The organism is uncultured Dysosmobacter sp. (assembly GCF_947631635.1).
Taxonomy (GTDB): Bacteria; Bacillota; Clostridia; order Oscillospirales; family Oscillospiraceae; genus Oscillibacter.
This window is the reverse complement of record NZ_CANRMB010000002.1, coordinates 25730-48413: the sequence shown is the minus strand read 5'-3', so window position 1 is coordinate 48413 and position 22684 is coordinate 25730. Positions and strand designations below refer to the sequence as shown.

Annotated in this window: 27 protein-coding genes; 15 read left to right on the top strand and 12 right to left on the bottom strand. The window is 61.7% G+C overall.

The genetic code is table 11. The annotated features are described in order from the left end of the window. The first annotated feature begins 145 nt into the window (after positions 1 to 145). Positions 146 to 1429 (top strand): DUF1015 domain-containing protein, encoded by a 1284-nt coding sequence (locus Q0Z71_RS01945; protein WP_298017469.1) that lies wholly within the window; start codon positions 146 to 148, stop codon positions 1427 to 1429. 76 nt (positions 1430 to 1505) lie between these two features. Here the strand turns inward: Q0Z71_RS01945 and Q0Z71_RS01940 are convergent, their stop codons facing one another. Beyond that, positions 1506 to 2186 (bottom strand): helix-turn-helix transcriptional regulator, encoded by a 681-nt coding sequence (locus Q0Z71_RS01940; protein WP_298017465.1) that lies wholly within the window; start codon positions 2184 to 2186, stop codon positions 1506 to 1508. 279 nt (positions 2187 to 2465) lie between these two features. On the opposite strand from Q0Z71_RS01940, the gene ispE reads away from it, so the two are divergent. From ispE to Q0Z71_RS01920, 4 genes are all read left to right on the top strand, one after another. After that, a complete protein-coding gene (gene ispE, locus Q0Z71_RS01935; protein WP_298017462.1) occupies positions 2466 to 3335 on the top strand; it encodes a 4-(cytidine 5'-diphospho)-2-C-methyl-D-erythritol kinase in 870 nt (289 codons plus the stop codon). Between the two features lie 13 nt (positions 3336 to 3348). Beyond that, positions 3349 to 3633 carry a hypothetical protein gene (locus Q0Z71_RS01930; protein WP_298017459.1) on the top strand — a complete coding sequence of 95 codons (285 nt, stop codon included), beginning with the start codon at positions 3349 to 3351 and terminating at the stop codon, positions 3631 to 3633. Positions 3634 to 3714: 81 nt separating this feature from the next. Continuing rightward, the gene (gene spoIIR, locus Q0Z71_RS01925) at positions 3715 to 4347 is read left to right on the top strand and encodes a stage II sporulation protein R (RefSeq protein WP_298017455.1); all 633 of its coding nucleotides are present in this window, start codon (positions 3715 to 3717) and stop codon (positions 4345 to 4347) included. After that, positions 4338 to 4811 carry a VOC family protein gene (locus Q0Z71_RS01920; protein WP_298017452.1) on the top strand — a complete coding sequence of 158 codons (474 nt, stop codon included), beginning with the start codon at positions 4338 to 4340 and terminating at the stop codon, positions 4809 to 4811. The genes spoIIR and Q0Z71_RS01920 overlap by 10 nt, the downstream gene beginning before the upstream one ends. Before the next feature lie 44 nt (positions 4812 to 4855). Here the strand turns inward: Q0Z71_RS01920 and Q0Z71_RS01915 are convergent, their stop codons facing one another. Both Q0Z71_RS01915 and Q0Z71_RS01910 read right to left on the bottom strand, forming a co-directional pair. Then, complete coding sequence (locus Q0Z71_RS01915; protein ID WP_298017449.1) at positions 4856 to 5482, bottom strand: DUF1643 domain-containing protein; 627 nt, start codon at positions 5480 to 5482, stop codon at positions 4856 to 4858. A 71-nt stretch (positions 5483 to 5553) separates the two neighbouring features. Further along, positions 5554 to 6021 (bottom strand): GNAT family N-acetyltransferase, encoded by a 468-nt coding sequence (locus tag Q0Z71_RS01910; RefSeq protein ID WP_298017446.1) that lies wholly within the window; start codon positions 6019 to 6021, stop codon positions 5554 to 5556. A 165-nt stretch (positions 6022 to 6186) separates the two neighbouring features. On the opposite strand from Q0Z71_RS01910, the gene Q0Z71_RS01905 reads away from it, so the two are divergent. The 6 genes from Q0Z71_RS01905 to hflX all read left to right on the top strand — a co-directional run bounded on the left by Q0Z71_RS01905 (position 6187) and on the right by hflX (position 15733). Further along, positions 6187 to 9498 carry a PD-(D/E)XK nuclease family protein gene (locus Q0Z71_RS01905; protein ID WP_298017443.1) on the top strand — a complete coding sequence of 1104 codons (3312 nt, stop codon included), beginning with the start codon at positions 6187 to 6189 and terminating at the stop codon, positions 9496 to 9498. Between the two features lies 1 nt (position 9499). Beyond that, on the top strand, positions 9500 to 13060 hold the full coding sequence (gene addA, locus Q0Z71_RS01900) for a helicase-exonuclease AddAB subunit AddA (protein ID WP_298017440.1): 3561 nt from the start codon (positions 9500 to 9502) through the stop codon (positions 13058 to 13060). A gap of 13 nt (positions 13061 to 13073) precedes the next feature. Next, entirely contained in the window at positions 13074 to 13478 is a 405-nt protein-coding gene (locus tag Q0Z71_RS01895; protein WP_298017437.1) for an SRPBCC family protein, read from the top strand. 132 nt (positions 13479 to 13610) lie between these two features. Next, positions 13611 to 13814, top strand: a complete 204-nt coding sequence (gene rpmE, locus Q0Z71_RS01890) for a 50S ribosomal protein L31 (protein WP_021748737.1) — start codon at positions 13611 to 13613, stop codon at positions 13812 to 13814. Positions 13815 to 13931: 117 nt separating this feature from the next. Beyond that, the gene (locus Q0Z71_RS01885) at positions 13932 to 14444 is read left to right on the top strand and encodes a flavin reductase family protein (RefSeq protein ID WP_298017432.1); all 513 of its coding nucleotides are present in this window, start codon (positions 13932 to 13934) and stop codon (positions 14442 to 14444) included. Positions 14445 to 14461: 17 nt separating this feature from the next. Then, positions 14462 to 15733: a GTPase HflX gene (gene hflX / locus Q0Z71_RS01880; protein WP_298017429.1), complete on the top strand. Its 1272-nt coding sequence runs from the start codon at positions 14462 to 14464 to the stop codon at positions 15731 to 15733. Here the strand turns inward: hflX and Q0Z71_RS01875 are convergent. Further along, positions 15720 to 15938, bottom strand: coding sequence for a hypothetical protein (locus tag Q0Z71_RS01875; RefSeq protein WP_298017424.1), 219 nt, complete (start codon positions 15936 to 15938; stop codon positions 15720 to 15722). The two genes, hflX and Q0Z71_RS01875, sit on opposite strands and share 14 nt — an antisense overlap. Positions 15939 to 16026: 88 nt before the next feature. On the opposite strand from Q0Z71_RS01875, the gene Q0Z71_RS01870 reads away from it, so the two are divergent. The 3 genes from Q0Z71_RS01870 to Q0Z71_RS01860 are packed head-to-tail and all read left to right on the top strand — an operon-like array spanning position 16027 to position 17412. Then, a complete protein-coding gene (locus Q0Z71_RS01870) occupies positions 16027 to 16245 on the top strand; it encodes a helix-turn-helix domain-containing protein (protein ID WP_298017421.1) in 219 nt (72 codons plus the stop codon). After that, entirely contained in the window at positions 16242 to 16799 is a 558-nt protein-coding gene (locus tag Q0Z71_RS01865; RefSeq protein ID WP_298017418.1) for a GNAT family N-acetyltransferase, read from the top strand. Before Q0Z71_RS01870 ends, Q0Z71_RS01865 begins: the two co-directional genes overlap by 4 nt. Next, the gene (locus Q0Z71_RS01860; RefSeq protein WP_298017415.1) at positions 16774 to 17412 is read left to right on the top strand and encodes a YigZ family protein; all 639 of its coding nucleotides are present in this window, start codon (positions 16774 to 16776) and stop codon (positions 17410 to 17412) included. Before Q0Z71_RS01865 ends, Q0Z71_RS01860 begins: the two co-directional genes overlap by 26 nt. A gap of 42 nt (positions 17413 to 17454) precedes the next feature. On the opposite strand, the gene Q0Z71_RS01855 is transcribed toward Q0Z71_RS01860, so the two are convergent. The 7 genes from Q0Z71_RS01855 to nth form a co-directional block, all read right to left on the bottom strand. Next, positions 17455 to 17673, bottom strand: a complete 219-nt coding sequence (locus Q0Z71_RS01855; RefSeq protein WP_298017412.1) for a heavy-metal-associated domain-containing protein — start codon at positions 17671 to 17673, stop codon at positions 17455 to 17457. An 83-nt stretch (positions 17674 to 17756) separates the two neighbouring features. After that, on the bottom strand, positions 17757 to 17957 hold the full coding sequence (locus Q0Z71_RS01850) for a hypothetical protein (RefSeq protein WP_298017409.1): 201 nt from the start codon (positions 17955 to 17957) through the stop codon (positions 17757 to 17759). A gap of 74 nt (positions 17958 to 18031) precedes the next feature. Continuing rightward, a complete protein-coding gene (locus Q0Z71_RS01845; protein ID WP_298017405.1) occupies positions 18032 to 18265 on the bottom strand; it encodes a hypothetical protein in 234 nt (77 codons plus the stop codon). 282 nt (positions 18266 to 18547) lie between these two features. Further along, positions 18548 to 18895: a hypothetical protein gene (locus Q0Z71_RS01840; RefSeq protein ID WP_298017402.1), complete on the bottom strand. Its 348-nt coding sequence runs from the start codon at positions 18893 to 18895 to the stop codon at positions 18548 to 18550. Between the two features lie 3 nt (positions 18896 to 18898). After that, positions 18899 to 19321 (bottom strand): hypothetical protein, encoded by a 423-nt coding sequence (locus Q0Z71_RS01835; protein ID WP_298017398.1) that lies wholly within the window; start codon positions 19319 to 19321, stop codon positions 18899 to 18901. A gap of 21 nt (positions 19322 to 19342) precedes the next feature. Next, a complete protein-coding gene (locus Q0Z71_RS01830; protein ID WP_298017395.1) occupies positions 19343 to 19603 on the bottom strand; it encodes a hypothetical protein in 261 nt (86 codons plus the stop codon). A gap of 108 nt (positions 19604 to 19711) precedes the next feature. Next, complete coding sequence (gene nth / locus Q0Z71_RS01825; protein ID WP_298017390.1) at positions 19712 to 20353, bottom strand: endonuclease III; 642 nt, start codon at positions 20351 to 20353, stop codon at positions 19712 to 19714. Between the two features lie 120 nt (positions 20354 to 20473). On the opposite strand from nth, the gene Q0Z71_RS01820 reads away from it, so the two are divergent. Continuing rightward, a complete protein-coding gene (locus tag Q0Z71_RS01820; protein ID WP_298017387.1) occupies positions 20474 to 21742 on the top strand; it encodes a replication-associated recombination protein A in 1269 nt (422 codons plus the stop codon). On the opposite strand, the gene Q0Z71_RS01815 is transcribed toward Q0Z71_RS01820, so the two are convergent. After that, on the bottom strand, positions 21723 to 22658 hold the full coding sequence (locus tag Q0Z71_RS01815; protein ID WP_298017384.1) for a S1 RNA-binding domain-containing protein: 936 nt from the start codon (positions 22656 to 22658) through the stop codon (positions 21723 to 21725). The genes Q0Z71_RS01820 and Q0Z71_RS01815 overlap by 20 nt on opposite strands. Positions 22659 to 22684: the final 26 nt, after the last annotated feature.

Here is a 22684-nt window from a genome sequence, read left to right as displayed (position 1 = left end):
GTGATCGATTTTATTATCCCATTCTTTTTTATGATCTTAGTTGTTTTGGGCAGTTGGAGAATTGTTGATTTCATTTATCAATATGCTGTTACTGTTATTTAATTCTAAAACAATTTTGGAAGAGTGAGCAAAAGGCAATATTCCTATGAATGAAAAGTTTCAAAAGCTGGGCTTTTACCCGGCGAATATCCTGCTGCCCAAACCAGGGGTGGATATGACCAGGTGGGCCGTGGTGGCCTGCGACCAGTTCACCTCCCAGCCGGACTACTGGCAGGCGGTGGAGAATACCGTGGGGGCCGCGCCTTCCACGCTGCGGATGATCCTGCCGGAGGCCCAGCTCCACGCGCCGGATGTGGATACCCATATCCGGCGGATCAACGACGCCATGGACCGCTATCTGCGCCAGGGTGTGTTCCGCACTTTGGAAAATACGCTGCTGTACATCGAACGGACCCAATCCGACGGAAAGGTGCGCCATGGCCTGATCGGCATGGTGGACCTGGAGCGGTATGACTTCACCCCCGGCAGCGGCGCGCTGATCCGCGCCACAGAGGGCACGGTCCTCTCCCGCATCCCGCCCCGTGTCCGGGTGCGGCGGGACGCCGCCCTGGAGCTGCCCCATGTCATGCTGCTGATCGACGATCCGAAGAGGACCGTGATCGAGCCGCTGGCGGCCCAAAGCGCCGCCCTGGAGCGGGTCTATGCTTTCGGCCTTCAACAGGGCGGCGGCCATCTGGCGGGCTGGAAGTTGACGGCGGCACAGACGGATGCCGCGGCGGACGCGCTGGCGGCGCTCTGCACGCCTGAGGAGATGGAGAGGAAATACGGCATGGGGGACACTGCGCCGATGCTGTTTGCCGTGGGCGACGGAAACCACTCTCTGGCCGCTGCCAAGCAGTGCTATGAGGATCTGAAGCGCCATACGCCGCAGGACCAGTGGGCGTCTCTGCCCGCCCGGTATGCCCTGGTGGAGGTGGTGAACATCCACGATGACGCCATGGAATTCGAGCCGATCCACCGGGTGCTCTTCGGCGTGGAGCCGGAGGGGGTCCTGGAGGCACTCAAGGCCTTTTATCCCGGCGCCCATGAGGGGCAGGGGAGCGGCCATACCATTGCCTATGCCTATGCGGACCGCACTGGGACCGTTACGGTGCCGGAGCCTCGGGGACAGTTGGCGGTGGGGACCTTGCAGGCTTTTATCGACGCCTATATCAGGGAAAACGGCGGCGAGGTGGACTACATCCATGGTGACGAGGTCACTGTCCAGCTGGGCGCCAGGCCCGGCAACATCGGCTTCAGGCTCCCCGCCATGGGCAAGGAGCAGCTGTTCAAGACCGTCATGACCGACGGTGTCCTGCCCCGCAAGACCTTCTCCATGGGCCGCGCCCAGGATAAACGGTACTATGTGGAGGCCCGCAGGATCAAATAAACAAGTTCAAACACGCCCCGGCGGAAGTTCCGCCGGGGCGTGCTTTTGCGCCCAAATAAACCATGGGCGCGGGGCTTTATGACATGGTCGTGATATTCAGGGTCTCGGTCACAGTTTGGCCGCCGCCGCATTCCAGCATGACGTCCAAATGTCCCATGCTCATGATCTCCAGGGACATATCCAGCGGGAGCAGGGAGATGGACCGGGCCGAATCCACCGCCTGGACCCCCACCTGCTGCCGCTGATTGAAGGTCTCTGTCCCGGTGGGAGTGATGAACGCGGAGACAGCGAAAACGGGAGCCGCCTCGCTGTCTTGAAAGCTGACTGCCATGAGCACCTGAGTCTCCGGCGCGAAAAGCAGCCAGCCGTCCCCCAGGTCCGGCCGGAGGGGCGTGCCATCCGGGGCAAAAAAGGCGATGCTGGTGACGGACGGCAGACCATCCTCTGCCTCCGGTCCCGGCGGCGTGTCCCCTGGTCGGAGGACGGCACCTAAAGCGATCAGAGCAGCCAGCAGGAGACCGCCCAGGAACAGGGAAAGGGGCTTCCAGAGATTTTTGGCGTTCGCCGGGAGTTCCTCGCCGGTGAATTCCACACCCAGGATCTCCGTGAGGGCGCTCAGGTTTTCCAGGCTCGGCTCCGCGTTGCCCATCTCCCATTTGGAGACCGCCTGGCGGCTGACGCCCAGCCGCTCTGCCAGCGCCTCCTGGGTCATGCCCGCCTGCTCCCGGGCTTCCCGAATTTGATCGGCTTTGCTCATGTGTGATCCCTCCTCGTTTTTATGGGACCAGCATAGCAGATCGCGCCGGTTGCGTCCACCAACTTTGCGCAACTGCCCGGTTGCGGCGGAAAATTCTTCTGCCGCCGGGCTTTTCCGCCGGAGGGAGATATGGTAAAATAATCGCAAAGCGATTATTTTACCTAAGATCGCCATTTTCCTCCCCGGCTCCGCCGGGAACCGGAAAATATGGCTTGATGATACCATTTTGCTTACGCTTCATGGTATCATCAAGCAAATCGTACAGCAGGGGAGCGGCATATGGAGCGGATGACACAACAGGCCCCGGCCAAGGTGAATTTGGCGCTGGATATCCTGGGGCGGCGGCCGGACGGATATCATGACATGCGGATGGTGATGCAGACGGTGTCCCTCTGCGATGCCGTTACGGTGGTGAAACGGGAAAAAGGGTTTTCCCTTCACACCGAGGGACTGGAGCTGCCGGAGGGAAAAAAGACCCTGGAACAGCGGGCGGCGGAGGCGTTCTTCGCCGCCGTTGGCCGCTCCATGCCAGGGCTGTCCGTGACCTTGGAAAAGCGGACCCCTGCCTACGCGGGTCTTGGCGGCGGCAGCGCCGACGTGGCGGCGCTCCTGCGCATCCTGCGGGACGCCTATGCGCCGGACCTGCCGGGGGAGGCATTGGAGCGCATCGGCCTTCAGGTGGGCAGCGACATGCCCTTCTGTGTCCGGGGCGGCACGGCGCTGGCGGAGGGCCGGGGGGAGGTCCTGACGGACCTGCGGCCTCTGCCGTGCTGCTTTTTCGTCCTCTGCAAGCCGGATTTCGGCATTCCCACCCCGTCGCTGTTTGCCCTGGTGGACTGCCGGGACGCATGGCGGAGCCGCCCGGATATCAGCGGGATGCTGGCCGCGCTGGAGACCGGGGACCTGGACGGTGTGGCGGCACGGCTGGGGAACGTGTTCGAGGAGGTCCTTCCGGAGCCGTATCATGAGGTGTTCGCTATCAAACGGCGCCTGCTGGACCTGGGGGCGCTGAACGCCGCCATGAGCGGTTCCGGCCCGGCTGTGTTCGGCATTTTCCGGACCCGGCTGGAAGCGGAAGCGGCGGTACGGGCGCTGAAAGAGACATATACCCAGACCTTTTTGGCGGAGCCGGTGGGGAAGCTGATATGACAGGGGGGAAAACATGAATGGGATGCAGACGGCATTTTTTCGGGCGCTGGCGCGCATACAGGAGGAATGTGTCCAAACCGCTTTATGCAGTTACCAGGCGGGAGACAGTGTCCCTGATTTGCTATACGATGTGACCTATGAGACGATCATCTCCATCCTGACCATGATCGACGGATATGATGCGGAAAACCGGCTGGCACTGATCGATCGCAACACAGGAGCCGATTTGAAGGAGTGCCCCTTTGTGGAGCTTCACGACGCCGCATGCGTGTATTTGAAAATAAAAGATCATGTTTAATATGGTATAAAATGGAGGATTTCTGTCCATGATTCTTCAAAAGGCCGGATAACGGCCTACATAGAAAAGGATGGAAATCAAATGAAAACAACGGAAAAGGCCGGAAAGAGGCTGAAAAGATTGGAGATCGCCCTGCTGATCGGACTGGCGGCGCTCCTGGTGTCCGGGACCATGGCCCTGCGGACGCAGGACGATTTGGCGGATAAGGTGGTGCGGCTCCATGTGCTGGCCAACTCCGATTCCGAGGAGGACCAGGCGCTGAAGCTGCAGGTCCGGGATGTGGTGCTGGAGCGGGCCACGGAGCTGCTGAAGCAGTCGGCGGACCGTGAGGAGGCCGAAGCCCTGCTCCGGGAGGACTTGGCGGAATTGGAGCGCATCGCGGAGACGGAGATCCGGTCCTGCGGCTATGCCTATCCGGTCGCTGTGGAGTTGACGGCTGCGGAGTTTCCCACCAAGGAGTACGACGGCTTTACCCTGCCTGCCGGAGAGTATCTGGCCCTGCGGGTCCTGATCGGGGAGGCCAAAGGACAGAATTGGTGGTGCGTGGTGTTCCCGCCGCTTTGTACCGCCGCGTCGGCAGACGTGCCCGCCTCCGCGCTGGCGGCTGGCTTTTCACAGGAGGAGATCAACCTGATCACAGAGGAAAACGAGGGCTATGTGCTGAAATTCAAAGCGGTGGAATTTTGGGAGGAGCTGCAGAAGAGATGGAATTGAAAGCAGGAGGAACGCTGTTCGCGGTGCGGGATTTGAAGGAGTCCCTGACATTTTATAGAGACGTGCTGGGCATGGAGATCGTCAACGACTTCGGCGCCAATGTGGTCCTGTCGGGAGGATTGTCCCTCCAAACACTGGAGAGCTGGGCAGGATTCTTGGGAAAGCAGATGGAGGCGGTCCGCTTTGGCGGCAATGATGCGGAGCTGTACTATGAGGCCGACGACTTCGACGCCTTTTTGAAGATCCTGGAGCAGCGCCCGGAGGTGGAGCTGGTGCATCCGGCCCAGGAGCACGGCTGGGGCCAGCGGGCGGTGCGGCTGTACGACCCAGACCGCCACATCATCGAAGTGGGGGAGAGCATGGCAAAAGTGGCCCGCCGCTTCTTTGACAGCGGCCTCAGTGAGGAGGGCGTTGCCCGCCGGATGGATGTCAGTCTGGAATACGTCAGGGAACTGCTGAAATAAACGTGAAACAGCCGCCGGGAATCTCCCGGCGGCTGTTTCATTGATCAGGTCATTGATACCGCCCTTTCCAAATACGCCTCGATATCAAACGCCAACAGTTTCGTATCTCCCTTTAAGTACAGCGGATGGTGGGGATGACCGGATTTCAGGAGAGGCCCGGCGGTGTACCACTGGGCGCCCGCGGCCTGACCGTCGGCGGCGAAGTCCCGCATACAGTCCATGAGGTAATCCCGCTTTTCAATGATGTTGCCCCAGGCGGCCCAGACCGCCGGGTGCTCCGACAGGGAGAGCAGGTAGCGGAAGGCCTTGCGGTTTTCCCCATGGAGCAGGGGATTGAGGACAGGCTCCATGTCGTCGGGCCGGGTGGCCCGCTGGGCGTAGACGTTGAACATCAGAAAGCTGTCGTACCCGTTGGCCAGGGCGATGCGCTGGGCGGATTGGAGCGTGGGGTCCAGCGCGTCCGGCGCGGCAGTGGAGGGGTTGATGCCCACGCAGATCAGCGGCTTTTCGCCCCGGGTGCCCAGGATGTAACGGTAATCGGAATAGGCATTGGGGACGTACAGCCAGCGGCTGACATCATAGCCAGGCGACGGCCGCAGCGCGGCTTCCAGCGCCGGCTCAAACAGCTCCAATTGGATGGTATCCGTAGTCCCTTGGGGAATGTGAGGCATCGTTTCGTCCTCCTGTTTTCATATTTTTGGCGGGATCGCACAGGAACGGCGGAGAGACGGCGGCTGTGCGCCTATCCGTGGGGCAGCTCCATCTCATGCGCCATGGGGACGAAGCCGTACGCCTGATACAGGGGCCGCCCCATGTCCGTCGCCTCCAGCGAGATATGTGTGACGCCCCGCGCTTTGGCGGCGGAGACCAGCAGGTCCAGGGTGTGGATGGCGATGCCCCGCCTTCTGTGGGTGGGCGCGGTATACATATTCATGATATAGGCCTTTTCTCCGGTGGGGTCGTGGTATGTGGGCATCACACGGAAAAAGCTGATGCCGCCGGTCCCCACCACCTGTCCGTTGTCAAAAACCAGATATACGATACAGCTTCCGTCCCGCAGGGCGCGGCTGTAATAGTCCTGAGACTGCTGGGCCACCGCAGACAGATCCACAGTCTCCTCCAGATGGTTGACAGCCCGCAGCACTTGGATACGGGTCCTTACCAGCAGGGGGATGTCGGACAGGTCCGCTTGGCGGTAGATCAATTCCATAGGGCGCCTCCACTTTTGTGTTCTCTCTCCGCTTTTATACCATATTCCGTGGGATTTTACAAGATGCGCCAAAAAGGGACGGCGCAAGGGCGAAAAAGAGGGTGCGCGGCGGCGCGGAATATGGTATGATAAGCGGGAAAAGCACAAGAGCAAGGAGGCACCGCCATGCTGACGATTTTGATCGGCCGGGCCAAGACGGGAAAATCCAATGCGGTCCTGCGCCGCATCGCGGAATTGGGAGACACAGGGGAGCAGATCCTGCTGGTGCCGGAGCACGCCTCCCACCAGGCGGAGGTAGACCTCTGCGCGGCCTGCGGGCCAACGGCCAGCCGTCATGCGGAGGTGCTCAGCTTCCGGCAGCTGAGCAGCCGGGTGCTGAGTATTACCGGCGGCATCGCCCAGGTGACGCTGGACGCGGGCGGCAAGCTGCTGACGCTGCAAAAAGCGCTGTTGGAAATGGCGCCGGAGCTGACGGTATACCGCCGCCCCTCCCAAAAGTCCTCCTTTTTGCAGCAGCTCTTGGACCTGTTCGACGAGCTGCGCTGTTATGACGTGACGCCGGAGACGCTCTACGCCAAGGCCCAGGATATCTCCGGTGCGACACACGATAAGCTCTGCGACCTCAGCCTGCTGTACGGCGCCTATGAGGCCAGGCTCAAGCGGCCCGGATGGGACGCCCGGGACCGGATGACCAAGCTGTGCGACAATTTGGAGGCATCCGGCTACGCCAGGGGCAAGGATATCTTCATCGATGGCTTTACATACTTCAACGCCCAGGAACGGCGGGCGCTGGGCATTCTCCTGCGGCAGGCCCGGTCCGTTACCGTGACGCTGCTGGGGGAGCTGGACAGCCGGGAGGAGATCTTTGAGGCAAGCCTGAAAACCTTGGGACAGCTGGGCCGTCTGGCGGCGGAAAACGGATGCCGGATGGAGATCCAGGAGCTGAAGGCGGAGGACGAAACGGCGCTGGGCCATGTGGAGCGGTATTTCTTCGGAGGGACCGTGCCCTTTGCGGGGGAGAGCGGAGCGGTCCGCGTCCGGGAGGCGGACACCGTCTTTTCAGAGGTGGAACAGACGGCGGCGGAGATCCGGCGGCTGGCAGCGGTGGGAGCGTGCCGCTACCGGGACATCACCGTAGCGGCCCGGAATATGGGGGACTACGAGGGCGTTATCGAGACGGTTTTTGAGCGGTACGGCATCCCGGCGTATCTCAGCCGCCGCAGCGATATTCTGGAAAAGCCGGCCTTGAGCCTGCTGACCGGCGTGCTGTCCGCCATCGGCAACGGGTATGAGTACGACGATATGTTCCGCTGGCTGAAAACGGGCCTTGCCGGACTGACCGCGGAGGAAGTAGACCTGCTGGAAAACTATGTCATCCGATGGGAGATCCACGGCCAGATGTGGCTGCGGGACTTGGACTGGACGGAGAATCCCAGCGGCTACGGCGCGCCCTGGAATGAGGAGCGACAGGCCCGTCTGGCCCAGGTCAATGAATTGCGGAAGCGGGTGCGCGGGCCGCTGCTTCGACTGACGGAGGGACTGAAAACCAGCGAGACCGCGGGTGGAAAAGTGGATGCCCTTTACAGCTTTATGGAGGAGCTGGACCTCCAAAGCGCACTGGAAACGCAGATGCGCGCCCAGGCGGAGGGGGGACGGCTCCAGGACGCGGAGGAGACCGCCCAGCTGTGGGACATCCTCTGCGGCGTTCTGGACCAGTTCGTGGAGATCCTGGGCGGAGAGCCCATGGGGCTGGACGAATTCACAAGGCTGTTCCGCCAGGTGCTGACGCAGTACAGCGTGGGCACCATTCCCGTGTCCCTGGACCAGGTCAGCGTCAGCGAGATCACCCGGAATGACCGCCATACGGCGAAATACCTGTTCCTGCTGGGGACCAACGACCATGTGCTGCCGGACCCCGGCCAGAGCGGCGGCATCCTGAACGACGACGACCGGGACGAGTTGGCCCAGCGGGGCGTTGAGCTGGCCCCCACCGGCATGGAGCGGATGGGCATCGAGCTGCAGAATCTCTATGCCGCCCTGGCCCAGCCGACAGTGGGGCTGACAATCAGCTATCCGGTGACGGATGTATCCGGTGCCGAACTGCGGCCCGCCTTTGTGGTGGACCGCCTGCAGGCACTGTTTCCGGCGCTGAAAGTCGAAAAAGAGGGAAATAACAAGGATTACCGCTTAACAGCTGTAACGCCGGCTCTGGAGACTGCGGGCCAGGCCCCCCATGGAAAACTGTGGCGCTATTTCCAGTCAGCTCCCGTGTTTCAGGAGCGCCTCTCCGCCATGGGGCGGGCGGCTGATCTGAAACGCGGCTCCCTGTCCCGGGCAGCGGTGCGGGCGCTGTATGGCGACCGCGTCACCATGTCCGCGTCCCGGCTGGAGCGGCTGCGCTCCTGCCACTTCGCCTACTTCATGGAATATGGCCTTCGGGCACAGCCCCGGGAGGCGGCGGCCTTCGACGCGCCCCAGATCGGAACGTTTCTGCACTTTCTGCTGGAAAACGTCACCCGGGATGTGCTGGCCCAGGGCGGCTTCGCCCAGGTGGACGAGGAGGCCCTTCACGCCCTAGTGCGGCGGTATACCGACCAGTATGTGGCCCGGGAACTGCACAATTTTCAGGAGAAAAACGCCCGGTTCCGCTATCTCTTCGCCCGCCTGCGGAACACCGCCTATGCCGTCATCGACCAGGTGGCGGAGGAGATGCGGCACTCGGATTTTATTCCGCTGGCGTTTGAGCTCTCCTTTGGCGGCCATGGCACGCTGCCGTCGGTGGTGATCTCCGAGCCGGACGCAGAGCTGCGCGTCGGCGGCAAGGTGGACCGGGTGGACGGCTGGGTCAAGGACGGCAAATTGTACCTGCGGGTGGTGGACTACAAGTCCGGAAAGAAGAAATTTGACCTGGCGTCGGTGCGGATGGGCCTGGATATCCAGATGCTGCTGTATCTCTTTACTCTGCAAAAAGAGGGAAAGGCCCACTTTGGGAAGGAGATTGAACCGGCGGGGGTGCTGTACCTGCCGGCCCGGGACGAGATCCTGTCCGCGGAGCGGAATATCCCCGCGGAAAAGCTGTTGAGCGAGCGGGAAAAGCAGCTGAAGCGCTCCGGATTGCTGCTGGCGGAGCCGGAGGTCCTTCAGGCCATGGAGCATGAGGCGCTGCAATCGCCCCATTACCTGCCTCTGCGGGTGGGGCGGGACGGCAGCCTGTCCGGCAGTATTGCCTCGGCGGCGCAGCTGGGAAAGCTGGGGCAGTATGTGGAAAAGCTGCTGCATCAGATCGCCCAGGAGCTGCGCCAGGGCAACATCGACGCGGACCCCTGCTGCCGCAGCGAGGATGACAGCTTCTGCCAGTTCTGTGACTGGGCCGACGCCTGCCACTTCCAGGACGGCCGGGACGGCGACCATCTGCGCTATATCCTGCCGGTAAAGACCGAGGAATTTTGGAAAATGATCGAGGAGGGAGGGGACTGACATGGCAAAATTGACGCTCACGCCCCAGCAGCAGGCTGTGGTGGAAAACCGGGGCGGCAGTCTGCTGGTGTCTGCCGCCGCCGGCTCCGGCAAGACCAAGGTCCTGGTGGAGCGCCTCTTCCGGTATGTGATGGAGGAGCACTGCCATGTGGACGATTTCCTCATTATCACCTACACCAAGGCCGCGGCGGCGGAGCTGCGGAGCAAGATCGCGGCGGAGCTTTCCAAGCGGCTGGGTGAAACGCCCAATGACCAGCACCTCAAGCGCCAGCTCCTGCGGGTGTATCAGGCGGATATCAAAACGGTGGACGCCTTCTGCACGGCGCTGCTGCGGGAGAACACCCATCTGCTGGCCCAAGAGGGCGACCGCCATGCCCTGACGCCGGATTTTCGGGTTTTAGACGATGGCGATGCGAAATTGATCCGCCAGCGGGTGCTGGGCCGGGTGCTGGAGGACTTTTACGACGCGCTGGACCAGGGCCGGGCGCAGCTGGCGGACACGCTGGGAGCGGGGCGGGACGACCAGGCTCTGGCGGAGCTGGTCCTGGAGCTGTATGACAAATTGCAGAGCCACGCCTACCCGGACCGCTGGCTGGCGGAGAACAGGACCGCCTGGAGCGGTTTGGACGGCAGCTTTGATGAAACACCCTACGCCCGGGAACTGCTGGCTATGGTGCGCCGGAAGGCGGGCCACTGGGCTTCGCTCCTCCGGCAGGCGGCGGAGCGGACCGGGGGGGATGCGGCGCTGTCCGCGGGCTATGGGGAAAAATTTTTAGCCGCGGCGCAGGGCTTCCAGCGTTTGCAGGAGAGCGGCGGCTGGGAGGAGGCCAGGCAGGCGGCGGGACAAATCGAGTTCCCACGGCTGAACACCCCCAAGGGCCGAAAGGATGAGCCTGTTGTGGCGTCGCTGAAACGGGTCTGGGACAGCTGCAAGGATGAGATGAAAAAGCTGGACAGCCTGCTGGACGTCAGCGGTGAGGAGGCCATGGAGGACCTGCGGCTGATGGCGCCCGCCATGGAGGCCCTGCTGGACCTGACAGCGGACTTTGGAAAGGCATACCGGGCGGAGAAGCTGCGGCTGAACGGAATGGATTTTTCTGACCAGGAGCACCTGGCCCTCCTGCTGCTGGTCCGGGAGGACGGATCGCCCACAGAGCTGGGGGAGCAGGTGGCGTCCCGGTACAGGGAGGTCCTGGTGGATGAATATCAGGATACCAACGAGGTCCAGAACGCCATTTTCCGGGCGGTGTCCAAGCATGGCCGGAATATCTTTACCGTAGGCGACGTGAAGCAGAGCATCTACCGCTTCCGCCTGGCGGACCCCACGATTTTCCTGGGGAAATACAACCGCTTCAAGTCCTATGAGGAGGCCGCTGACGGCGAGGAGCGGAAGATTCTGCTGTCCAAGAATTTCCGGTCCCGGCAGGAGATTCTGGACGCGGCCAATTTTGTGTTTGAAAATATCCTCTCCGTGGAGATGGGGGAGATGGAATACGGAGAGGACGAGGCCCTCCACTTCGGCGCGGAATACTACCCGGAGCGCCATGACTGCGGCACGGAGTTCCACCTCATCACCGCCCGGCAGAAGTCGGCGGAGAATGAGCACCCGGTCAAAAAGCTGACGGCGGAGGCCCGGTTCGTGGCACAGCGCATCCGCCGGCTCCTGGACGAGGGATACCCTGTCACCGACGGGGACGGCGGCCTGCGCCCCTGCCGCCCGGAGGACATCGTGATCCTGATGCGCTCCCCCGGCAGTCGGACTGCCGCCTTTGCCGAGGCCCTGTCGGAGCGGGATATCCCCTGCTCCTTTGAGGAGAGCGGCGACTTCTTCCATACCATGGAGGTCTCCGTGATGCTGTCCCTCCTGGAACTGGTGGACAATCCCCGGCAGGATGTGCCGCTGATCTCGGTCCTGCGGTCTCCCATATTTGGATTGATACCGGACCGCCTGGCGGAGATCCGGGGCGGGCACCCCGCCGGCGATTTTTACGACGCAGTGGCGGCGGACAGCGGAGAGGACTGTGCCGCCTTCCTGCGGACGCTGGCGGGCCTCCGTCTGGCGGCGCGGGACATGAGCGTCCACCGCCTGGTGTGGCATATCTACAACACGCTGAATATCCTGGGCATCTTCGGGGCCATGGACCACGGAGCGGAGCGGCGGGAGAATCTCATCGCCTTCAGCCGCCACGCGGAAAAATTCGAGAGCGGCGGCTACCGGGGACTGTTCGCCTTCGTGACCCAGCTGCGGCGGCTGCTGGACTCCGGACAGGCCCCTGTCACCAAGGCCGCGGCGGCGGTAAACGGCGTGCGGCTCATGAGCATCCATAAATCCAAGGGCCTGGAGTTTCCCATCGTCATCCTGGCGGATCTGGATCACGCCTTTTCCCGGCAGGATTTCGACACGCCGGTGCTGGTCCACCCGGCCATGGGCCTGGGTCCCCGGTGCATCGACCTGAAGCGGAAGATCAAATATCCCACCCTGGCAAGGCTGGCCATTGAGGAGAAGCTGCGGCGGGAGAACCTGGCGGAGGAGCAGCGCATTCTGTACGTCGCCATGACAAGGCCCAAGGAAAAGCTGATCCTGGTGGACTCCATGTACCATGCGGCGGGGCGGCTGCAAAAGCTGGCCGCCGTGGCGGACTGCCCGGTGCTGCCGGAGACAGTGGCGGCGGGAAAAACCTTTGGGAATTGGCTGCTGCTGCCGCTGCTGTGCCGCCCGGAGGCAGCGCCGCTGAAAGCCTATGCGGATGTGGAGACAGAGAGATTGTATATAGGTGATAACAGTCCATGGCAAGTGTTTTTACATGACAGTGAGGACTACCGGGAACGGCCTTCCCGGCCGCATGACAAGGCGGCAGAGGCAGAGGAAGACCAGGGCTTTGACCCCGCGCTGCTGGAGTTCGTCTATCCATACAGCCGGGAGACGGGACTGCCTGCCAAGGTGACGGCCACCCAGCTGAAGGGCCGTGTGTTGGATGAGGAGATCGCGGAACACGCCGCCCACACCCCCTATCTCCGCCCGCTGTCCCAGCCGAGATTCCGGCAGGAGCGCCATGGACTGACCCCGGCTGAACGGGGCACGGCCACACACCTGGTCCTGCAATATTTGAATTTCAGCGACCGTGACGCGGCAGGGCAGGTGGAGGCGCTGCGCGCCGGGGACCTGCTGACGGCGGAGCAGGCCGCCGCAGTGGACATCCGGGGATTGGAGCGCTTTTTGGACTCGCCCCTGGCAGAGGACATCCGGCAGGGGCAAAATGTCCGGCGGGAGTATCCCTTCACGCTGCTGATGGACGCCCGGGCGTACGATCCCCAGGCCGCCGGCGGAGAGCAGATCCTGCTCCAGGGCGTGGTGGACTGCTGCTTTGAGACGGCCGGAGGCCTGACGGTGGTGGACTTCAAGACCGACCATGTGCGCACGGCGGAGGAGGCCGCCCAGCGGGCGGAGGAGTACCGCCCCCAGCTGGAGGCATACAGCCGGGCGCTGGAGCAGGTGCTGGAAAAGCCGGTGGTCCGGCGGGCGCTGTATTTTCTGAACGCCGGTGAGACGGTGGAAATATGAGAGGAGCAGAACAATGACAGAGCAGATCGTCAGCACCATGGAGATGGTGGTACCGCAGTCCCGGGAAACGGTCTGGGCCGTGGTGACGGACCTGGACAACTGGCAGTGGCGCAGTGATCTGGAGGGTCTGGAGCAGACCGGGCCGGATACCTTCGTGGAGTACGGAAAGGGCGGTTTTCCCACCCGCTTTGCCGTCACCTGCTGCCGGGAGCCTGAAAAATGGGCCTTCCGCATGGAAAACGCCAACATGGAGGGCGCCTGGACCGGAGAATTCCAGACAGTGCCGGAGGGGACAAAGCTCACCTTCACCGAGGCGCTGTCTCCGAAAAAGAAGTGGATGAAGCTCCTGATGAAGGGATTTCTCCGAAAGCAGCAGGCCCGGTATTTCGCGGACCTGCGGCGTGCGCTGGAAAAATAGGGGGAAAAAACTCAAAAATAAGTCAGAAAAATGCTTGCATTTGAAGAAATGCCGTGTTATACTAATTATCGCCTTTGTGAGGTGAAAGCTTCTGATGAGGTAGTCAGGATCAGAAAGAGGTGAACGAGAGCAATGAAGGAAGGAATCCATCCCAATTATCAGCAGACTACGATTACTTGCGCCTGCGGTAATGTGATTGAGACAGGTTCTACCAAGAAGGATATCAAGGTGGAAGTCTGCTCTAAGTGTCACCCCTTCTTCACGGGTAAGCAGAAGCTGGTGGATACCGGCGGACGCGTTGCCAAGTTCAACAAGAAGTTCGGCCTGGACAAATAAGTCCGACACAGTCACACAAAAGGGTCTGCCATACGGCAGGCCCTTTTTTTGTTTACTTTTGGAAGGAATGCGCATATACTACATGATATATGATGCGTTTGAGAGGAGTGTTGTGTCATGAGACTGCATCCCGTGGATATCAAGACGCTGACGCCGGAGGTGTTCCGGGTGTTCGGCACCCAGAACGCCCTTGTGACCGCCGGAGACCAGAGCGGCTGCAACACCATGACCATCGGCTGGTGCCAGCTGGGGCGGCTGTGGAATCTGCCCGTCTGCACGGTCTATGTGCGGCCGGAGCGCTATACCTATCAATTTATGGAATCCCACGACTATTTCACGGTGTCCGTTCTGCCCGCCGGTGAGAAAAAGACCATGCAGGTCTGCGGCACCCGGAGCGGCAGGGACATCGACAAGGTGAAGGCGTGCGGCTTGACCCTCTGCTATGGAGCGGGCGGCGCGCCCTTCTTTGACGAGGCGGAGTGGGTCCTGGTGTGCAAAAAGGCCTACGTCCAGGACATGGACCCCGCCTGCGTGCTGGACCAAAAGCAGATCCCGCCGTTCTACGGAGAGAAAGGCGGCGGCTGGCACCGCATCTACACCGGACAGGTCGTGGAGGCCTACACAAAGTAAGGAGAACCATTTCATACATGCGAGAGACGGAAGAGATTCGTGACAAAGTGGTACTGGTGGGCTTGAATTCCCCGGTGCTGAAAAAAGAGGAGAATGCCGACGAGGACACCATGGAGGAGCTGTCCGCCCTGGTGGAGACCGCCGGCGGCGAGACCGTGGGCATCGTTTTGCAGAACCGCGCCGCCCCGGACCCCCGCACCTTCATCGGCGAGGGCAAGGTGGCGGAGGTGCAGCTCTACTGCGAAAATGTGGGGGCCACCATGGTCATCTTTGACAATGACCTGTCGCCCTCCCAGCAGCGGGTGCTGACACAGCTGCTGGGCATCCAGGTGCTGGACCGCTGCGGCCTGATCCTGGATATCTTTGCCCAGCGGGCCAAGACCAAGGAAGGCCGGCTCCAGGTGGAGCTGGCCCAGTACAAATATCTGCTGCCCCGGCTGACAGGCATGTGGACCCATCTGGAACGCCAGGGCGGCACCAGCGGCAGCGGACCCATCGGCTCCAAAGGCCCCGGCGAGACCCAGCTGGAGACGGACCGCCGCCTGATCCACAAGAAGATCGACAAGCTGCGGGACGATCTGGAGGACGTGCGCCGGGTGCGGAGCACCCAGCGCCAGCAGCGGCGGAAAAACGAGATCCCGGTGGTGGCCATCGTGGGCTATACCAACGCGGGCAAATCCACCCTGCTGAACAAGCTCACCGGCGCGGGCATCCCCGCCAACAACCGCCTGTTCGACACCCTGGACACCACCAGCCGCCTGCTGACAGTCAGCGACACCCTGGACGTGGTGGTCAGCGACACCGTGGGCTTTATCCGCAAGCTGCCCCACCAGCTGGTGGAGGCCTTCAAGGCCACCCTGGAGGAGCTGGAATACGCGGACCTGCTGCTCCATGTCATCGACGTGTCCAACCCGGAGTGGCAGATCCAGGCCGCCGTGGTGGAGAATCTGATCCAGGAGCTGAGGGCGGGCGAGCTGCCCCGCATCGACGTGTTCAACAAGTCCGACTGTCTGCCGGTGGGGGAGATCATGCCCCACGGCGAGGAGATCTGCGCCATCTCCGCCCGCACCGGCGAGGGCGTGGACAAGCTGCTGGAGATGATCGACAGGCGGCTGGACAAGGGCACCCGGCGGGTGGTCCTGCACATCCCCTATGACAAGGGCGGATTGCTGGACATGCTGTACCGGGAGGCCCGGGTGGAGCATGTGGAGTACGGCGAGACCATCGAGGTGACCGCCGTCTGCGGTCCCAGGACCATGGGCCAGGTGGGGGCGTTTATCGTGGAATAAGCGGGGTAAGCCCTTGGCCGGTATGCATTCCCAGGAGGAAGGCGTGAACGGCGGTGAATTCCAACGTTTTCTCAAACTCCTCCTGGCAGTTGGGGTCCAGGCCATTGTCCATCAGGGAGAGCCAGAATTCGTAATCGCCCTTGGGGACGGTGTCCAGGTATGGCTTGATATAATGTGGATAGAACCATTTCATAAAATCGGTCATATTTTATCCTCCCTACAAAACACCCAATATATTTCGTGTATCCATGGATTTATAGTAACACCCAATAACTTTCGTGTCAAGAGGAAATATGGAAATTAAAGAAAGACTTCGTGCGCTCCGTGTGGAACGGAATGAAACGCAAAAGGCTGTTGCCGAGGCAATCGGAATCAGTGAACGGCATTATCAGTATTTTGAATATGGGACGCATTTGCCTAATTTGGAAAACTTTTGCGCCCTTGCAGACCATTTCGGCGTTTCCATGGACTACCTGGCGGGCCGCACGGACCGGAGGGAGGTCCTGCGATGACCACTGTTCTGGAGGCTTCGCGCCTGCGCCTGCGCCCCTTCCGGGACAGCGACGCGGCGGACGTCTATACATATGCGAGGGACCCCCGTGTGGGGCCTATGGCGGGCTGGCAGCCCCACAAAAGCGAGGCGGAGAGCCGGGAGATCATCCGGACCGTATTCTCCGCTCCCGGCGTGTTCGCCATGGAGCTGAAGGAAAGCGGAAAAGTGATCGGTTCCGTGGGCTTTGTGGGGAATCACCCGGCGGGGGAGTGCCCGGACTGCCCGGATGACGAGATCGGCTATGCTCTGGGCACGGCGTATTGGGGCCGGGGCCTGATGCCGGAGGCGGTGAACGCTGTGCTGGCATACGGCTTTACAGAGCTTGGACTGAAACGCATCTGGTGCGGCCACTATGCTGCAAACCGCCGCTCCTCCAGAGTCATCGGAAAATGCGGCTTCCGCTACCAGTTTGCCCGGCCCACGGCGGTGGAGCTGCTGGGCGAGGTCCGGCAGACCTATTTCTACATGCAGACAAAGGAGAATTGGCGTGAGCGAGTATCTGGTGCCCTTTGAGGACGGCGAGAGCGAGTTCGTGGAGAAGCGCTCCCGCTTCATCAGCCACCTCTGGCGGGTGGAGAGCGAGGCGGAGGCCCGCGCCCGCATCGAGGAGATGAAAAAGAAATACTATGACGCCCGCCACAACTGCTGGTGCTACCTGCTGCAAGAGGGGAACGTGGTCCGCTATTCCGACGACGGCGAGCCCCAGGGCACCGCGGGACAGCCCATGCTGAACGTGTTCCAGCGGGAGGGCGTGAGCAATGTCTGCTGTGTGGTGACCCGGTATTTCGGCGGCGTTCTTCTGGGCGCGGGGGGCCTGACGCGGGCCTATACCAAGGGCGCCAAAGACGTGCTGGACGCGGTGGGCGTCGCCCGCATGAGCCTGTGGACGCTGTGGGACGTGCCCTGCACCTATCCGCTGTTGGAGCGGGTGAAGCTGGAGGCCGCCGCCTGCGGCGGCGTGGTCCGGGGCGCGGATTACGGCGCAGACATCACCCTGCGGACGGCGTTTCCCTCGGGCGGGGCGGAGACTTTCGCCGCCCGGCTGCGGGAACTGTCTGCCGGGAGCCTTGCCATGACGGCGGCGGGGGAGGAATTCCTGCCCGGTCCGCGGGAGGAAGCGAGATAGAAAAGCAGCGCACCGGCTGGCCGCCGGTGCGCTGTTTTGCCGCTAATCCTCCATTTGCAGGGGAAAGCCCAGCTCCTGGACCTTCTGCCGGATCTGCGCCTGACAGACGCCGGAGGAGTCATAGTCCACCGCCAGAAGTCCTGTGTCGCTGACGCTGACGGAGGTGACGCCGGACAGGGTGTCCAATCCCTGCTTCAGGCGGCTGATGTCATGTTTGCCGCTGACAGACGCCAGGGAGAAATACGTGCTCAAATGTGCCATGGTGCATCACTCCTTCCTTCATAGGGTGTCCAGCGGGGGGCGGATTATGAAAAACGCGGCCGCCTGGGCGGCCGCATTTGAGGTCAGGGGTTCGCGTCTCCCACGGACCCGTCGCCCTTCAATTCATGAAAGACCTTCAGCTCCGGCCCGCTTGTGCCGCTGATGATGGGCCTGGCGTGGGCTTTGCTGTGCTTGGCCTTGCCCTGAAGCTCCGGGACCGGCGGAACGTCGTTCCGCGGCTGTGTGTGGGTCCAGTCTGGCCGGGCCATGCCTTTTTTCGCCATATCGATCACCTCGCGGATAGTCTGCCCGCAAATGAGGAGGATATCCGGAGAGTGGTCTTATTCCCAAATCTTATTCAGCAGCAGTTCATGGGGCAGATGCTGTCTGCGCTGATCTGCGGCGGAATGCTCATGGTCATGGCGCCGCTGTACTCGATGCAGACCTTCTGTCCCACCCGGAAGCAGCAGGCCTGGGGCGTATGGACGAGCACCTCCTGGGATGTGCAGAGGTCGCAGACCAGCAGGTCACAGGGGCAGACCCGCAGGATACACGCTTTCATGGTCACGGATTGATTGGCAGTGGATTCCATCTTTGTTCCCTCCTATTTGATATATCTCATCTTATTCAAATGGAGGGGATTTGGTATCGTCCATTCGCTTGAAAAATCGCAAGCAATTTTTCAAGCGGGCTATGCCCGCTGTGCGTAAAGCGCACAGCGATTGACGATGAAATGCAAATCAAGGCCGCGGACCGCGGCCTGTCACAGCGCATGTGCGCTGTGACACTTGAAAAGTGAATTGATCACTTTTCAAGTGATTTGATGATACATCCTGAAAGCCCGGCGGACCGGCGCGGATGCCCTGTTCGTGTGTCACAAAATCAGCAGCAGCCCCAGAGCGACCAGCAGCTCTTCGTCCGCATCCTCCCGGAACAGGAAGAACAGCAGGACCAGAAGCAGCAGGTCTCCGGTATCCACATGGTCCAGATGGAGCTGGTCCAGGATATGCCGCAGAAATCCGGTGAGCCCATCGGTGATGCCGCCGAGTCCGGCGGGGATCGAGTAGCTGGGATGCGGTTCCACGGGCTTTGCCTCCGGCCCCGGCGGCGGAGGCGGCGTTTGGCGGGAAGGCTGCTCCTGCCGCTTTTCGGAAGAGGGCGTTTCCTCCTGGGGAACGCGGGTGTAGGAGCCGTTGTCGTTGCGGATATAGCGGTTATACATCCATCAGCCCTCCCATCCCGCCAGGAATTTTTTCCCCAGATGGAACAGCTTTGCCAGCTGAAGGGCCCGCTCGATCTTCTCCTGCCGTTCCGGCTTCAGATAGGGCCGCAGGGCATAGAGCAGCTGCCGGGCGTGGGAGTCCTGCTGCCCGCCCAGTTCCTGGATCAGGGGCAGGAGCTTCATCATCAGCTTGGGGTCCATGCCGCCGGTAAGGGAGGAGAGCAGGTCTCCTCCCGCCGGTGGAGCTGCCTGCTGGGCCTGCGGCGCTCCCTGCCCGGGCCAGGAAAAGGGCTGCTGCTGGGGCGGGGGCTGGGAGGGCTGCTCCTGCTGTCCGCTGCCGGAGAGGGATTGGGCCATCTGCATGATCTGTGCCATGGCGTCCGGGTTGGACAGCAGACTGTTCAGTTTTTCATCGAATTCCGCCATGTTGTCCAACCGCCTTTCGCGTCATGGTTTCTGGATGGCTTTGTTGATGCGGTTGACCAGTTCCGCGCCGCTGGGGCTTTGCATGACCTGATTCATTAACTTCACCATCTCCGCCGGGTTGCCCCGCGCGGCGGACTGGACCGCCCGCTGGAGTCCGGCGCCCCGGTCTCCCTGGGTCAGCATTTGCAGCAATGCCTGCCCATCCTGGGACTGCATCAAAGACTGGAGCATGGCCGGGTTGCTTTTCAGCTGTTCCACCAGCCGGGATGTTTTTTCATCCATAGTGCGCCTCCTTATAGCTGAAAGGTTTTTTGTGTTCCAAGTCAGTATATGAGGGCGGAGACAAAAAAGTGCCTGCGCGGAAGCGCAGGCACAAAAATATGGATCCGATCATTTGGAGAGGGCTTTCCCGGCGTCACAGTCCCGGAGCAGGGGGCAGCCCTCGCATTTGGGGCTGCGCGCGGTGCAGGTATCCCGGCCAAACAGCACCATTCGGTGGCAGAAGTTGTTGGACTCCGCGGGGGGGATGGACTGCCGCAGCTGCTTTTCCACCTGAAGGGGGTCCTTGGAGCCGTCGGTGATGCCCAGCCGCCCGGTGATGCGGATGCAGTGGGTGTCGCAGACATAGCCCTCCTGACCGAAGATATCGCCCAGGATCAGGTTGGCGGTCTTGCGGCCCACACCGGGAAGCGCGGTCAGCTCCTCCATGGTGCCGGGGACCTTGCCGCCGTGCCTTTCCAACAGGATCTGGGCGCAGGACACGATATCCCGGGCCTTGCCGTTGTAAAAGCCGCAGGAGTGGATGTATTCGCCCACCTCCTTGGGGTCGGCCTGGGCAAAGCTCTCCAGGGTGGGGAACCGGGCGTACAGCGCCGGAGTCACCATGTTCACCCGGGCGTCGGTGCACTGGGCGGAGAGCCGGACGGCGAACAGCAGCTCGTAGTCCTTTTCATATTGCAGGGAGCAGAGGGCGTCTGGATAGATGCCCTTTAACGTTTCAATGATCCGCTTGACGGCGGCTTTGGATTTCATGGTCATCACCTCTTGCTGACAGGATACCACAAAGTTCGCCAAAAGACCAGGGAAAAAATCGTGGTAATCCCCGAGCGGATATGCTATAATACAAATTTAGACATGGAAGGAGGGAGCGCCATGCAGCGTCCACTGGCGGATGAGATCCGCCCTAAAACATTGGAGGAAGTGGTGGGACAGCGGCATCTGCTGGCTCCCGGCGCGGTGCTCCGCCGCCTGATCGAGCGCGGCACCGACGCCAACATGGTGTTTTACGGTCCATCCGGCACCGGCAAGACCACCATTGCCAATATCATCGCGGAGAAGACCAACAAGACCCTGTACCGCCTCAACGCCACCACGGCGTCCTTGCAGGACATCAAGGACATCATCGCCGATGTGGGGACCCTGCTGGCTCCCGGCGGTGTTCTGCTGTATCTGGATGAGATCCAGTATTTCAATAAGAAACAGCAGCAGAGCCTGCTGGAATTCATGGAGAACGGCAAGCTGACGCTGATCGCCTCCACCACGGAGAATCCCTATTTCTACGTATACAGCGCCCTGCTGTCCCGCAGCACGGTGTTTGAATTCAAGGCGGTGACCGCCAAGGAGGCGGAGCCCGCCGTCCTGCGGGCGCTGCGGATCGAAAAAGAGCGCAGTGAGCTGCCGCTGGATTGGGAGGAGGGCGTGCCCATGCAGATCGCCACCGCCTGCGGCGGCGACGTGCGGAAGGCCATCAATGCCGTGGAGCTGCTGTGTCAGGCGGCCGTGCCCAAAAAGGGAGAGCTGTACCTGACGAGGGAGGACGCCTCACAGGTCTCCCAGCGCAGCGCCATGCGGTATGACAAGGGAGGCGATGCCATGTATGACATCGCCTCGGCGCTGATGAAGTCTCTGCGGGGAAGCGACCCCGACGCGGCACTGCACTATCTGGCCCGGTTTCTGGAGGCGGGGGATCTGATCACACCCTGTCGGCGGCTGCTGTGCTCTGCCAGTGAGGATATCGGCATGGCATATCCCCAGGCGGTCTCCATTGTGAAGGCGTGTGTGGACGCGGCCATGCAGCTTGGCCTGCCGGAGGCACAATTGCCCCTGGCTCAGGCGGCAGTCCTGCTGGCTACGGCCCCCAAGTCCAACAGCGTCTCCGCCGGTATCGCCGCCGCGTGGGCCGATGTCCGCGCGGGCAGGACCGGAGATGTTCCCAGAGAACTACAGAACGTCCATGCGGATTCCACCGGCATGGAGCGGGAGCAGGGATATCTCTATCCCCATAATTTTACCGGACATTGGGTGGAGCAGCAATACCTGCCGGACGCGCTGAAAAGTGTTCACTATTATCAGTGGGGCGACAACAAAACGGAGCAGGCCGCCCGGGCCTATTGGGAGAAGATCAAGGGGAGGGAGCTGTAAAAACCGTTTCCACCGCCGCCTTTTCGTAGTTGGGCGGGGAGTAGAACCAGTGGTCCAGCTTGCCGTCTGTGACCTGATACCGCAGCGGTTCCGGTCCTTCGGCGGGCGGCAGCTTTTCAATGACCTGCAATTTGATCTTCATCCGTTCCGGCCGGATGCTCTTGATGTAGACGGAGACCCCGTCTCCGGGGGACAGTCCCTCCCGGGCATCCGCCAGACCGGACAGGTTGGGGGCCAGCTCAATAAAGCTGCCGTATTCCTTAACGCTCCGAACGGTGCCTCGGACCGTCTCGCCGGGGCAGAAGCGGCTGGCGTTTTCCATCCAGGTGCCCAGCAGCTCCCGGTGGGTCATGGTGACCCGGCGGTTTTCCCGGTCTATGGACCAGACAGCGGCCAAGATTTTCTGCCCCTCCTGAAACCGGTCCCTGGGATGGGCGATGCGGGAGACGGAGATATGTTCGATGGGCAGCATGGCGATGATGCCGCAGCCGATATCCAGGAAGGCACCGAAGGACTCCAGCCGTGTCACACGGCAGGTGAGCACCATCCCAGGCTCCAGGTGTTCCAGAAAATGGGACATGGCGGCCTCCTGGGCCGCCCGGCGGGAGAGCAGAGCCACCGGCGCGCCCTTCGCGTCGGAGGACAGCTCCGTAACGGTAAAGCAGGTCGGCTTGCCGACTCTTGATAAAACAGCAATATCCCGGGAAGCGCCGCTGATCCAGGGGGCGATGACCTCCCGGCGGGGCATCCGCCCCTCCACGCTGCCAAGCTGGATGTGGAGGGTGTGACTGGTGTCGCACCGCTGGACGGGGCTTTCCAAAATGGTGCCGTTTTCCTGAGCCTCTTTCAGCTCGGCGAGGGAGTAGACAGTGGGAGGGCGCAGGCCCTCTGGGGGAAACAACATATTTTCCGGCATCGTTGATCGCATCCTATCTGCCGCTG

What these genes read in the sequence shown, in the direction of transcription:
- Q0Z71_RS01945 (WP_298017469.1), top strand. Translation starts at nt 146, where the DNA reads ATGAATGAAAAGTTTCAAAAGCTGGGCTTTTACCCGGCGAATATCCTG.
- Q0Z71_RS01940 (WP_298017465.1), bottom strand. Translation starts at nt 2,186, where the DNA reads ATGAGCAAAGCCGATCAAATTCGGGAAGCCCGGGAGCAGGCGGGCATG.
- ispE (WP_298017462.1), top strand. Translation starts at nt 2,466, where the DNA reads ATGGAGCGGATGACACAACAGGCCCCGGCCAAGGTGAATTTGGCGCTG.
- Q0Z71_RS01930 (WP_298017459.1), top strand. Translation starts at nt 3,349, where the DNA reads ATGAATGGGATGCAGACGGCATTTTTTCGGGCGCTGGCGCGCATACAG.
- spoIIR (WP_298017455.1), top strand. Translation starts at nt 3,715, where the DNA reads ATGAAAACAACGGAAAAGGCCGGAAAGAGGCTGAAAAGATTGGAGATC.
- Q0Z71_RS01920 (WP_298017452.1), top strand. Translation starts at nt 4,338, where the DNA reads ATGGAATTGAAAGCAGGAGGAACGCTGTTCGCGGTGCGGGATTTGAAG.
- Q0Z71_RS01915 (WP_298017449.1), bottom strand. Translation starts at nt 5,482, where the DNA reads ATGCCTCACATTCCCCAAGGGACTACGGATACCATCCAATTGGAGCTG.
- Q0Z71_RS01910 (WP_298017446.1), bottom strand. Translation starts at nt 6,021, where the DNA reads ATGGAATTGATCTACCGCCAAGCGGACCTGTCCGACATCCCCCTGCTG.
- Q0Z71_RS01905 (WP_298017443.1), top strand. Translation starts at nt 6,187, where the DNA reads ATGCTGACGATTTTGATCGGCCGGGCCAAGACGGGAAAATCCAATGCG.
- addA (WP_298017440.1), top strand. Translation starts at nt 9,500, where the DNA reads ATGGCAAAATTGACGCTCACGCCCCAGCAGCAGGCTGTGGTGGAAAAC.
- Q0Z71_RS01895 (WP_298017437.1), top strand. Translation starts at nt 13,074, where the DNA reads ATGACAGAGCAGATCGTCAGCACCATGGAGATGGTGGTACCGCAGTCC.
- rpmE (WP_021748737.1), top strand. Translation starts at nt 13,611, where the DNA reads ATGAAGGAAGGAATCCATCCCAATTATCAGCAGACTACGATTACTTGC.
- Q0Z71_RS01885 (WP_298017432.1), top strand. Translation starts at nt 13,932, where the DNA reads ATGAGACTGCATCCCGTGGATATCAAGACGCTGACGCCGGAGGTGTTC.
- hflX (WP_298017429.1), top strand. Translation starts at nt 14,462, where the DNA reads ATGCGAGAGACGGAAGAGATTCGTGACAAAGTGGTACTGGTGGGCTTG.
- Q0Z71_RS01875 (WP_298017424.1), bottom strand. Translation starts at nt 15,938, where the DNA reads ATGACCGATTTTATGAAATGGTTCTATCCACATTATATCAAGCCATAC.
- Q0Z71_RS01870 (WP_298017421.1), top strand. Translation starts at nt 16,027, where the DNA reads ATGGAAATTAAAGAAAGACTTCGTGCGCTCCGTGTGGAACGGAATGAA.
- Q0Z71_RS01865 (WP_298017418.1), top strand. Translation starts at nt 16,242, where the DNA reads ATGACCACTGTTCTGGAGGCTTCGCGCCTGCGCCTGCGCCCCTTCCGG.
- Q0Z71_RS01855 (WP_298017412.1), bottom strand. Translation starts at nt 17,673, where the DNA reads ATGGCACATTTGAGCACGTATTTCTCCCTGGCGTCTGTCAGCGGCAAA.
- Q0Z71_RS01850 (WP_298017409.1), bottom strand. Translation starts at nt 17,957, where the DNA reads ATGGCGAAAAAAGGCATGGCCCGGCCAGACTGGACCCACACACAGCCG.
- Q0Z71_RS01845 (WP_298017405.1), bottom strand. Translation starts at nt 18,265, where the DNA reads ATGGAATCCACTGCCAATCAATCCGTGACCATGAAAGCGTGTATCCTG.
- Q0Z71_RS01840 (WP_298017402.1), bottom strand. Translation starts at nt 18,895, where the DNA reads ATGTATAACCGCTATATCCGCAACGACAACGGCTCCTACACCCGCGTT.
- Q0Z71_RS01835 (WP_298017398.1), bottom strand. Translation starts at nt 19,321, where the DNA reads ATGGCGGAATTCGATGAAAAACTGAACAGTCTGCTGTCCAACCCGGAC.
- Q0Z71_RS01830 (WP_298017395.1), bottom strand. Translation starts at nt 19,603, where the DNA reads ATGGATGAAAAAACATCCCGGCTGGTGGAACAGCTGAAAAGCAACCCG.
- nth (WP_298017390.1), bottom strand. Translation starts at nt 20,353, where the DNA reads ATGAAATCCAAAGCCGCCGTCAAGCGGATCATTGAAACGTTAAAGGGC.
- Q0Z71_RS01820 (WP_298017387.1), top strand. Translation starts at nt 20,474, where the DNA reads ATGCAGCGTCCACTGGCGGATGAGATCCGCCCTAAAACATTGGAGGAA.
- Q0Z71_RS01815 (WP_298017384.1), bottom strand. Translation starts at nt 22,658, where the DNA reads ATGCCGGAAAATATGTTGTTTCCCCCAGAGGGCCTGCGCCCTCCCACT.